The 1,741-nt window shown below is 41.3% G+C and carries 2 protein-coding genes; both read left to right on the top strand.

What is annotated here, in order from left to right:
- The first annotated feature begins 30 nt into the window (after positions 1–30).
- Complete coding sequence (locus PLH43_RS13110; RefSeq protein ID WP_324363848.1) at positions 31–732, top strand: transposase; 702 nt, start codon at positions 31–33, stop codon at positions 730–732.
- Between the two features lie 161 nt (positions 733–893).
- Positions 894–1,741: tyrosine-type recombinase/integrase (locus PLH43_RS13105; protein ID WP_324363846.1), on the top strand; the 848-nt coding region annotated here is incomplete at its 3' end.

The following is a 1,741-nucleotide window of genomic DNA, read 5'->3' as shown; positions in this document are numbered from 1 at the left end:
GCTTTGTTTTTTTGAGGAGGTGAAGTGAATATGGCAAATAGTGTGCTTACAAAATATTACACGCATGTTGAACCAAGACTTGATGAGATAGAAAAGTGGGTTGATGAAGGATGCACCAAAGCTGAAATTGCAAGGCTGCTTGATATAAGCCTGTGGGCTTTGGATGATTATACAAAAAAGCATCCACAATTAGCGAAAATATTAAAAAAGGATGATAAGTGGAATACGGTAATTTTGCCGAAATTGTCTGACATAAAGGATTGGCTGGTTAATGGGGCGACAGTTAGAGAGATTTGCAGTAAACTTGCGATTTCTCCTGATACTTGGTATCGTTATTGCAGAGAGCATGAAATCCTCATGGAACTTGTAAACATGGGCAGGAGCGTGTTATGTAATCAAGTGGAAAAATCATTATTGAAGCTCTGCACCGGCTACGACTATGAGGAACTCAAGACCATTGTGGAAGAAGATAAAAATGGCAAGAAGCGCACCAAGATTGAAAAGATAAAGCGGCACCAGCCGCCTTCGGCTCAGGCAATAGCGTTTTTCCTTCGTAACCGTATGCCAGAGGAATGGAGCGATAAGAAGGAACTCATATTGGATACAAGCCAGAATGAGGAAGCAAGGAAGAAATTGTTCCTGCAAATGATAAACGGTGAGCTTGAAACAGAAGATGATATTATTGACAGCGAAGATGAGCAGCCGAGAACCGATGAGGAGTATATTCAATAATCTTATGTCGTCAGTTTTCGCCGGGATAAATGCCGGTTTTATATATAAAAATGCCTGAAACAAGCCTGATTTCAATGCATAATTAGGATTATGTCTTGAGTTGACTTCAAGGCATTACAGAGGTAATATGGACACACCAAATAAAGGGAGGGTGTGCCTATATGCTTGATTTAAGCGGTTTTGAAGCATATTTGAGAAGTAAAGAACGCAGCCGGAATACTATTAGCTGCTATATCAGGGACAGCAAGGCTTTTATTGATTGGTACAGCAGCAGGACAGATTGCGGTTTTGATAAGCTGATTGAACTTGATGCCATTGAATATAAGAAGTACTTGCTCAATACGAGTGAATCGGTGGTTACAGTCAACAGAAAGATTTCCAGTATCAATATCTTTTTCAAGTGGCTTTATGAAAGCAGAACAACTCCTGATGAAATAAAAATAAAACCAGTAAAGAATCGGGATGCCCGCCAGTATAAAGGCTTGGAGGAAAGGGAGTTGAGGAAGCTCCGAGCCGAGATACACAGAAACAGGAACAAAATGCATATATGCATCATAGAAATCCTGCTTGGAACAGGGCTTCGGGTGAGTGAACTCTGCAACATAAGGCTTCGGGATATAGAAATATCCGAACGTAAAGGCTCTTTGAGGGTTATCGGCAAAGGAAACGTAAACAGGACAATACCATTGAACAAGGATGTCAGGAAAGCAATTCAGGATTACCTTGCAGTAAGGCCTAAAGATGACAGTGACTTCCTTTTAATAGGCCAGCGAGGGGCTTTGAAACGGAATGCAATCAACCTTATTCTTGATAAGTATGGCAAGAGAGTGAATGTTGAGGTTACTCCGCATCAGTTAAGACACACGCTTGGATATAAGCTGGTCAAGGAAGGGACAGCCATTACAACGATTCAGCAGATACTTGGGCATGAGAATATCATGACTACAAACCTTTATACCGTTACCACCGAGCAGGACAAAGCAGATGCCTTGGAAGCATTGGAGTGGTA

This window comes from Acetivibrio sp. (genome assembly GCF_035371925.1).
Lineage (GTDB): Bacteria > Bacillota > Clostridia > Acetivibrionales > Acetivibrionaceae > Hungateiclostridium.
Note: the sequence above shows the minus strand (reverse complement) of the source record. Positions and strands in the feature narration are given on the sequence as shown.

Bases quoted from the DNA above. Each gene is read 5' to 3' on its own strand.
- PLH43_RS13110 (WP_324363848.1), top strand. From the start codon at position 31: ATGGCAAATAGTGTGCTTACAAAATATTACACGCATGTTGAACCAAGA.